Raw genomic sequence first — 9,203 nt, 5'->3', positions numbered from 1 at the left:
TTAGTTCCACTGAATTACGCAACAAAGCCGTTTGCAGATGCCAATCCGGTTGCGGTTGCCGCTTTTGTCGCGAAAAGGGAATCACCGACAGATTCTGTAGTAAACCAAGTCGAGTAAATGATGTTCTCAGTATCAAGAGTAATTGCACCTTGAGCGTTCGCTCCAGCGAAGATCTTTTCAACACCTTGAGTGACTCGTTGTGCCTGAGCTAGGCTACCTTCGGTGTACGTTACCGCACTAGATTTTAGTGCAGCATAACTTGCCGACATGCCAACAGGATCGCCATTAACATCCGAGAGTTCATTTGACAGAGCCAACACGTATTCGCTCGAAGCATCAAGAGAGTCTTTGAATACGATCGTGAATGTGTCAGTTGAGGCGCTAGATAGAACGTTGAAGTCGGTACCTAGAGTCAATATTCCGGCAACACTTGGTTCAGTTTCAGATGTGAGTGAGCCACTAAGCTTTAATAGGTAAACCCCACCAGTCGCTACGCCGTCAGCTAAGCCAGTACCTTCAAAATCCATGATGATTGGCATTGAAGTTGACCAGCCATCCATTGTATTCATTGCGGCAATAGGGTTGGTTAATGAATCATCACCACCAGTCGGCAAACCAAGTGTACCGTCCGTAGCATCCATCAACGCGAAACTAGGAAGAGGAACGGCTATATCAGCACCCGTTAATTGAAACTTGATGCTTGTCGCTTGTGCGAGTGAATCTTGAATGTATTGTTCATATTGAATTGCTGTTGAAGCACCTGAACTCGAAGAGTCATCACCACAACCGGCAAGAAACATTGCTGATGCAAGCAGCGAAACGTTAAATAACTTTTTCATGTTTTAATTCCGTTTAGTTGAAGGTGTAGTTCATTTGAATCGCAGATAGGTAAGCGACGGCATCACCAGAGAATTCAAGTTCCTGACCAAGTTCATTGGTTTCAGTGAAATCACCTTCTTTACTTTGAACAAGAGCGAAACCAGCATCGATTGAAAGGTTAGGGCTGTACTGATAAGTCAAACCTGCGCTGTACCAAAAACGGTCGCTGTCAGGGATGCTTAATGTCGCTTCACCAGCTTGCTCGTCATAAGCTAAACCAGCTCGTAAGGTCCATTCTTGGTTTAACTGGTAAGTCGCACCCAATGAGTAACGGTTATTGTCATCGTAGTCTTCGGTCTTTTTAAAACACTCGCCACTTACACAATCTGAACTCGTTGCTTTAAGCTCTTTAAAGCTACTCCACCCAGTTTGTTGCCAACCGTAATGAATCGCCCATTGGTCCGTCAGTTGATGAAAAGCTGAGATTTCAATAATTGAAGGTAATGTGATTTTTAGACGGCCTGTTGTTGTCGTAGCACTACCTTGCACGATGCTGCCCGTGTAATCAGTAAAGTCACCATCATCAAAATCTAGGTCCACTTCTGAACGATATGCGATAGAGAATCGATTGTTTTCATTCAGTTCATATAACGCGCCTATGTTCCAACCAAATGCAAAGGTTTCACCTGTCATACTGATTAACTTGGTAGAGGCAGAGTCACCAGTAATGTTTGAGATAGAGCCTTGGTGACGATTAAGTTCAGCTTCTGCGTAAACAAGGTTTGCGCCTGCACCAACGCTAAATTGGTCATTGATTCGATAAGCGACATTCGGGTTCAGGTTCACTGACACAAGTGAGGTGTCACCTGCAAGATCACCCGCATAAATATCATCCGGATAATCAGTAGCAACTCCATAGTTAGAGAACGTACCAATACCCCAAGCCCATTTATCGTTGATTGGGCTGATGTAGTAAGCGGCAGGAACGACTTGAAGTGGCGCTACGTCTTTGGATTCTTGGCTTTGACCGCCAGATCCTGGAACGTTGTTTTGAGTAATATCCACTTCTGGATCAACGATAGAAACCGCGCCTGAAAATTGGGCTGTATCAAATAGGGTCATTGCGGCGGGGTTTCTCGCTAGTACACTCGCGTTATCGGCTACAGCGCCCTCACCTGAGAATGCACGACCAAGGCCTGAGGCAGAATGCTCAGCAACTTGGAAGCCAGCCGCAAGTGAATTGCATGCAAATAGCACAGAAAGCGAAACGAGAGAGCGTTGTATTGTTTTCATCCTTGACCCTCCTAGGGCATCGAATTTCGTTATTATCGTTTGAAAACACACTGAGCATTGTTGGTGTTGAAGCTCTAATGTAAACAGCATGTTAAATTCATGTTTTATGTAAAGTCAAAGAAATAGTTGTTATTTTGTGAGGTTATATTTTTGAGGAGCGGCACTTTAACACTAATAATATAACTACAATCAATGGTTTATTCGTGGTTGGAGGTGTGACCAGGATATTTATGTCAGCTATTAGTACAAATAGTGTTCAACTGCTCAATATGTAACAACTTTGTTTATGTTTACCGCCGATCGCTAAGTCGGCATAATATCGACACTCGATAGAAGTCATTAAATTGGAATTTAAGTTTGGAATTACTCGCGATAGAGTTTCTTGGTAAACCGCTTCGTTTAGAAGGGTCAATGGCAGGGTGGCAACAGTTATATTGGGATAACACTTTGGTTTCTCAATTAGATGCGACCTCAGACAAAGAAGACGCACGAACACACGAATTTACACTATGCGCTGGCGAAGAAACGTTGCAGTGTCACGTTGAGTCAACCGTTCAGTGGCAACCGTTTGAGATGACGTATAAAGCATCGGTTAATGGGCAAACCATTACCGAAGGTAATCGAAACACCAAAGATATCGAGCAACAAACCCCTGTTGTCGCTCCTAAACCAGAGAAGCGTTTTAGCTTAATTGGGTTGGTGTCGCTTGGTATGAAAGCGCTAAAAAGCGCAAAGCTAATTAAGGTCGTACTTGCTTCTGCGAGTTTAGCGGCGTATTCATGGCTGTTTTCTATTCAGTTCGCACTAGCCTTGATCGCTTGCCTTATGTTCCATGAGTATGGTCATATCAGAGCGATGAAATACTTTGGTATGAAAACAAAGGGCATTTATTTAATACCATTCCTTGGTGGTTTGGCGTTATCCGACGAAAAGATTAATACGCGCTGGCAAGATGTGGTTATCTCGATCATGGGACCACTGTTTGGTTTGATATTGTCGTTGATATTTACTGTATTGTACTGGGTAACTGGTGAGATGTTCTTTGCTGGGCTTGCGGTATTTAATGCCTTGTTAAACCTGTTCAATCTACTGCCGATTTTGCCTCTTGATGGCGGTCATGTTCTTAAAAGTATCAGTTTCTCGATGAACAGTGTGCTTGGCATTGTATTGTGTGTCGCGGCTGCCGTTGCTGGTGTGGTATTGAGTTATCAGTTGAATTTAACCTTGTTTGGTTTCTTATTGATCATGGGCAGTGTTGAAATACTATTCGAATGGAAAGGGCGTCATCACAGTCATTTGTTACCGTTAGACAAATACGGTCAAGTCGTGTCATTCGTTTGGTATGTGGGTTTAGTAAGCAGTTTGATCGGTGTTATCTGGTATTTTGCATCGACTGGTGATCAGCTATTAAGCCTACCATTACAAATTCTTGGTACTTAACCAATGAGTTTCTATTGTTGGATTTATTTGGCAACATAGTTCACTTGAACTGATAGTTAGCAAGAAACTAAAAATGCCCTAACCAATATGGATAGGGCATTTTTGTATTTACACTAGCTAAGCGGTTCTAACTTAGACTACGCTTTGCAATTTGGCCTTGGAAAGACTGATTTAGGTAACGTTTTTATCGTCGCCTGCAGATCTTTGATACGCGTACTGTGGGAAGGGTGCGTAGACAGCAATTCTGGCGGTTGGTTACCACCTGATGCTTTCGCCATATTCTGCCACAAGTCGACACTTTGGTTGGGATCGAACCCTGCTTGAGCCATATACTCTAGACCAACAACATCGGCTTCAGACTCTTGAGTTCGGCCATACGGTAGAATAACACCATATTGCACGCCTAAACCTAACGCCGCCATCGTCATACCTTGGTATTGTTTGTACTCTGATGCTCCCAAGGCAACACTGGTAATAGACAAACCAGTATTAGCGATTTGAGACTGAGATAAGCGTTCATTACTGTGGTCCGCTAAAACGTGTGCTACTTCGTGACCGATAACCGTCGCGAGTTGGTCTTGATTGACTGCGACCTTGAGTAACCCTGTGTACACACCGATTTTTCCGCCAGGCAGGGCGAATGCATTCACTTGGTCGCTATCAAACACAACAACTTCCCATTCACTAAAACCTTGTTTAGGAATATATTGAGTGATGCTGTTCGCTACGCACTGTACATAAGCGTTTGTTTTGGCATCTTTGCTGATGGGTTGTTCTTTTTTCATTTGTTCAAAAGACTGCGCTCCAAGCTGAGACATGTCTTTATCTGAAAAAAGCAGCAATTGGTTTCTACCTGTCGGAGAAGCGCTACACGCAGTTAGGCCGGCAAGTGTGAGAAGCGAGGCAAACTTCATCCATGACGTCATACAATATCCTCTGTGTATTCGGTTTTTATGCATGTTAACATCAACTTGCGTAATAACTAAGGGCTGTAAGATAACTAACAGCCAGTGATATAGAAAAAGCTATGTACGTGATAACAAGATCCATAATTAAGGAACCCACATGAGTATTTGGAAAAAGCCCGTTGACTTAGATGCTTTCAACGCGACCTCAAAAAATACCTTAATTGAACACCTCAACATTGTTTACACTGAAGTAAATGACAACTCTTTAGTAGCAACCATGCCGGTTTGTCATTTTACGCACCAACCATTGGGTATGCTTCACGGCGGTGCATCTGTGGTTTTAGCAGAAACACTTGGCTCACTCGCGGCAAACTTTTGCGTACCCGATGGCTACTATTGCGTAGGGTTAGACATCAACGCTAACCACGTTCGTTCTATGCGTGAAGGGCACGTCATCGGCACTGCGGAGCCTATTCACCTTGGCGTATCTACTCAAGTATGGCAGATAAACATCACAGATGAGCGTCAACGCTTGGTTTGCACAAGCCGTTTGACCATTGCGGTGAAGAAGCACAAACGTTAGTTCATTAATCAAGGTGAGGCGCAGTAGTCATCCTAGCCACACCTTATTAAACCTCATTTACACACTGTTATTTTAGTTAGAGAAATCCATGGTCATAACGTTTAAAAGTGGAAAAGTCATCGCAACGGCACATGAGCTGGTTGTTCGTTTAGATGGTGAACATAGAGTCACGCTACAAGCTCAAGTTGATGCCATTCAACTGATCGGAAAAGGGGCAAATGTCGTTTCAGCTAACGGTTCTGAGTGTAAATGGTCGATAAAATTAGACGATGAACAGCAGCTCCGTGAAATCGCCAATGAAATTGGCTGCGATGTAATGTAATCCTTTACGGTAAAAGCACTTACCCCTTCAGATTTAATAACATCTTAGGATGTAGTACTTAATAATTCACAATAAAATCGTGTCAGTAATATTGATTTTACGCCATAAAATAGGGAAACTGAATTCAATGTCCTTTGAATAAGTTTTCCTCTTTATGAGCAGCCCAAGACTTCGCGTTCAATTTGAAACCCTGTTTGAATACTTCGATGGTAAAGATTCTGATGTTCAACTCGACGACATCACGGATGTGCTTTGTTGTACCCGTCGTAATGCCCGAATGGTACTCAACAAGCTTGAAGAAGAAGGGTGGGTAGAATGGTTACCTGCAGCTGGTCGAGGGAAGTTATCTCAACTTATCTTTAAACAGAATCGTTGTGATGTCAGCGAGAACCTAGCAAGGCGCTACTTGCAGGAAGGAAAAATTGGACAGGCGCTGTCAGTGCTTGATCACAATGCTGCTAAACTCACGCAAGTTATTCAAAACTACTTGGGCGTACAGTATCAAGAAGGCGAACAAGTTATTCGTTTGCCTTATTACCGACCGCTTTCAATGCTTAACCCAACCAAATCGATGCGTCGTTCAGAGCAACATATCGCTTGTCAGGTATTCAGTGGGTTGACTCGTCTAGATGAGAATGACCAACTTCAACCCGATCTCGCTCATTCATGGCAAAAAATCAGCGATCATCAATGGCGGTTCTTTTTGAGGCCTGGTGTTCGTTTCCATAACGGCGAACCTCTGTTAACCAATCATGTTGTGGATACGCTGCTAGCGCTCGAACCACTCAACATGTTTTCTCATATCAAAGATGTCTCTTCACCTGCAAACTGTGTAGTAGATGTTTTTCTCACACGTCCAGACAAGTATTTTCCGCTCGCACTAACGGAATCGGTCGCTAAAGTCACGTTACCGATCACTTTACGTGGTGAAGACTACGATATTCGACCGATTGGAACGGGACCTTATCGCATTGAAAAGAACGACGAGAAACAACTCGTGTTAACCGCTTTTAATGGGTACTTTGGTTTCAGACCGTTAATTGATCGCGTTGAAGTTTGGGTGGTGGATGAGGCTTATTCTTCAATGGTTTACCCAAGCCTTTCTAAGCCGATAATGGCAGACCGTGGTGATAGTGATGATGAAGTAGAACTTGATCCGGGCTGTACGTATTTACTATTGAATAGAAAGAAGGGTATCGCACAAGCTCCAGCTTGGGCTGAGTTTCTATCGAACGCGTTAAATGCGTCTGATTTGTTTGTCCATATCCCTAAAGAGACCGTTATCGACTTGGGTGTTTTGCATGCTTACGGAATTAAACCCGGTTGGTATGACATCAAGTTAAAGGTTCCGGTTTGTCCACCAGCAGATTCGAAGCCTACCATAGGATTGGCGTATCAATGCCAACACCCAATGTTTCCAACGCTTGCTAAGGCCATTGTCACTGTGCTGAAGCAATACAACGTTGATGTTGATCTTTACGGTTACGAAACCGATCCTCCACACGCCGATGATGTTGATATTTGGATTAACCCTATGGGCATCGCCAATAACAGAGACGACGCCTTAGCCGGTTGGCTAATGGACTACAGCTTTCTGGATGAATCGAGCCCTGCAGAAGACTTCGACCAATGGTGTCACATGATTGACCGTTGGCGTTCTGGTGAATTCGAGCAATTCCCAGCACGACAGTTAGGTAAACAACTGGTCCAAAGCAATCAATTGATTCCAATGTTCCATTGCTGGTTAGGTGTTAATAAAGATCAATGTGGTACGTTGCAAAACGCGAAATGTAATGCATTAGGTTGGTTCGATTTTAGCCAGGTTTGGGTGAAACCTGACGTTGATTGAAATCCAAGAAAGCTCAATTAGGAAAAAACGGTGCAAACTCTGATGGTTACATTTATTACGCTGGTGGCATTTGCAGCCAATTCAGTGTTGTGTCGCTGGGCTTTAATGGATCAAACGATTGATCCTTTGAGCTTTTCGATCGTGCGCATCTTGTCTGGCGCGCTTACACTTCTGATTTTATTGACTTTATCTTCGCAGCCTCAATCTAACTCCAAACCTAAACAGGATTCATCTAACATTGGCATATTGGTATACACAGAGCTCAAATCACAGTTTCAAATTACATCAATATTGTCACTGCTCGTGTATATGTTTGGCTTTTCGTTTGCTTACTTAGAGCTTGGCGCAGGTCTTGGTGCTTTGGTGTTGTTTGTCGCAGTGCAGTTTACGATGATTGCCGCGCACTTGTTTTCTGGAAACAGAATGTCACTAATTGAGTGGTGCGGATGTTTGTTATCTGTAGCAGGGCTCGTTTACTTGTTAATGCCAACAGAATCGTCACAGGCACCCGACTTAGTTTCTCTCATTTTGATGTCTCTGGCTGGAGTTGGGTGGGGCATTTACACGTTGGCAGGAAAGAAATCGTCAAATGCACTGCAATCGACGACCGCTAACTTTGGATTCAGCTCGTTAGCGATCCTTGTGTTAGTAAGCCTGTTACTTGTTATCCCTAGTGTAGCATCGCAAATATCCATCACTAAACAAGGTTTGATTTACGCAATATTGTCTGGTTCAGTGGCTTCTGGTGTGGGTTATAGCTTGTGGTATTACGTCGTGAAAAAACTGAATACCGTGGTTGCGTCTATTGCACAGCTTTCTGTTCCAGTTATCGCGACACTTGGTGGCGTATTACTTTTATCTGAACCTGTCACCATGCAATTTATAGTCTCATCAACCGTTATACTTCTTGGGATAAGCTTGGTTCTTGTCGCCCCTAAACTTAAGAAATAAAGAGTTCAATCATTAACTTTTATGGCTAAACCAAACAAGAAACAACCGACCAAGACGGTTCAGATTTTCTGTGCCAAATGTAAAACGCAGCTTTTTAAGTATCGGAAAGGTGGCAAAGGTGCACTCGTGAAATGTTTTAAGGAGCGTATCGTTGAAGATTTCACGACAGAGCCATGTGTGTGCCCTGAATGCGGGATTGAATTTGCGCGTGACACTTTGGTTCGAGGTACACCAGCCTACAAGTTTGTTGGCGGCAAGGTAACGATGAAATAACCCGTCATAGTGAAACAAAAAATGCCACAGCACGGTTTGTGTGTGGCATTTCAACGTTGCTTTTGATACTCAGAGTAAATAATTGAGCTTAGTAAGCTTTGACACGCCCTTGAAGCTTAAGAAGTAATAGTGAGACAATTGCGCCTGTGGTATCACACAGCATATCTTTCTGTGCGTCCCAAATATCGCCTTGTGAACCAAGGAATGCGATACCTTCATCACCACCTGCGATCTCCGCGTACCACCACTCGATAATTTCATAACCTGCAGCAACACTCATAATCGCAAATAGCGCAAAGAAACATGCCAGCACCGGTTGAGCCAGTTTTTTACGAATCAAGTACTCAGCGAGTGGGTAAGCATAAAGGCCAATAGAGAAATGCGCGACACGGTCAAAGTTATTCCGTTCAGAACCTATCATGTTGTTGAACCAATCAAATGGCACTTCTGCGAAGGTATATTTCGCGCCTATCGTATGCAAAATCAGCCAGATAAACATCAAAACGTAGGCTGTCTTAGTGAAGGTGAGCTTTGTTGATAACCACCATATTCCCACCAATATCGCAAGCGCTGGGACAATTTCGGCAATCCATACCGATCTTGAAGATGGAGCAAACGCTGAAAATAGAAACACAATCAGATACAGCGTCGTCAATGACAGTAATGGTCGATTTTGAGCAAGTGGCGTGATTGTCATATCAAGATCTCTCGTCGAAGTTTTTATTAGTTTTACACAATAATGAACAGCGTTCAATTGAGCTTTAA

The 9,203-nt window shown here is 43.4% G+C and carries 9 protein-coding genes and 1 pseudogene; 6 read left to right on the top strand and 4 right to left on the bottom strand.

Going from position 1 to position 9,203, the window contains the following annotated elements; translation table 11 throughout:
* Nucleotides 1-29: 29 nt before the first annotated feature.
* A pseudogene (locus tag A142_RS11290) lies at nucleotides 30-839 on the bottom strand (VolA/Pla-1 family phospholipase); the annotation flags it as partial.
* Between the two features lie 13 nt (nucleotides 840-852).
* A complete protein-coding gene (locus A142_RS11285; protein ID WP_019826634.1) occupies nucleotides 853-2,112 on the bottom strand; it encodes an outer membrane protein transport protein in 1,260 nt (419 codons plus the stop codon).
* Between the two features lie 357 nt (nucleotides 2,113-2,469).
* Here A142_RS11285 and A142_RS11280 point away from each other — a divergent pair, with 357 nt between their 5' ends.
* Entirely contained in the window at nucleotides 2,470-3,552 is a 1,083-nt protein-coding gene (locus A142_RS11280; RefSeq protein WP_019826632.1) for a site-2 protease family protein, read from the top strand.
* Nucleotides 3,553-3,689: 137 nt separating this feature from the next.
* On the opposite strand, the gene A142_RS11275 is transcribed toward A142_RS11280, so the two are convergent.
* Nucleotides 3,690-4,478, bottom strand: coding sequence for a M48 family metallopeptidase (locus tag A142_RS11275; protein ID WP_019826629.1), 789 nt, complete (start codon nucleotides 4,476-4,478; stop codon nucleotides 3,690-3,692).
* Nucleotides 4,479-4,617: 139 nt separating this feature from the next.
* Here A142_RS11275 and A142_RS11270 point away from each other — a divergent pair, with 139 nt between their 5' ends.
* From A142_RS11270 to A142_RS11250, 5 genes are all read left to right on the top strand, one after another.
* Nucleotides 4,618-5,043: a hotdog fold thioesterase gene (locus A142_RS11270; protein ID WP_019826627.1), complete on the top strand. Its 426-nt coding sequence runs from the start codon at nucleotides 4,618-4,620 to the stop codon at nucleotides 5,041-5,043.
* Between the two features lie 88 nt (nucleotides 5,044-5,131).
* Entirely contained in the window at nucleotides 5,132-5,365 is a 234-nt protein-coding gene (locus A142_RS11265) for a DUF3389 domain-containing protein (protein ID WP_019826625.1), read from the top strand.
* A gap of 154 nt (nucleotides 5,366-5,519) precedes the next feature.
* Nucleotides 5,520-7,214 (top strand): SgrR family transcriptional regulator, encoded by a 1,695-nt coding sequence (locus A142_RS11260; protein ID WP_019826623.1) that lies wholly within the window; start codon nucleotides 5,520-5,522, stop codon nucleotides 7,212-7,214.
* A gap of 30 nt (nucleotides 7,215-7,244) precedes the next feature.
* Nucleotides 7,245-8,165: a DMT family transporter gene (locus A142_RS11255; RefSeq protein WP_019826621.1), complete on the top strand. Its 921-nt coding sequence runs from the start codon at nucleotides 7,245-7,247 to the stop codon at nucleotides 8,163-8,165.
* Nucleotides 8,166-8,186: 21 nt separating this feature from the next.
* Nucleotides 8,187-8,438, top strand: coding sequence for a hypothetical protein (locus A142_RS11250; RefSeq protein ID WP_017067298.1), 252 nt, complete (start codon nucleotides 8,187-8,189; stop codon nucleotides 8,436-8,438).
* Nucleotides 8,439-8,526: 88 nt separating this feature from the next.
* On the opposite strand, the gene A142_RS11245 is transcribed toward A142_RS11250, so the two are convergent.
* A complete protein-coding gene (locus A142_RS11245) occupies nucleotides 8,527-9,135 on the bottom strand; it encodes a DUF2238 domain-containing protein (RefSeq protein WP_019826618.1) in 609 nt (202 codons plus the stop codon).
* Between the last annotated feature and the right edge of the window lie 68 nt (nucleotides 9,136-9,203).

Source organism: Vibrio splendidus 12E03 (assembly GCF_000272105.2).
GTDB lineage: Bacteria > Pseudomonadota > Gammaproteobacteria > Enterobacterales > Vibrionaceae > Vibrio > Vibrio splendidus_I.
Note: the sequence above shows the minus strand (reverse complement) of the source record. Positions and strands in the feature narration are given on the sequence as shown.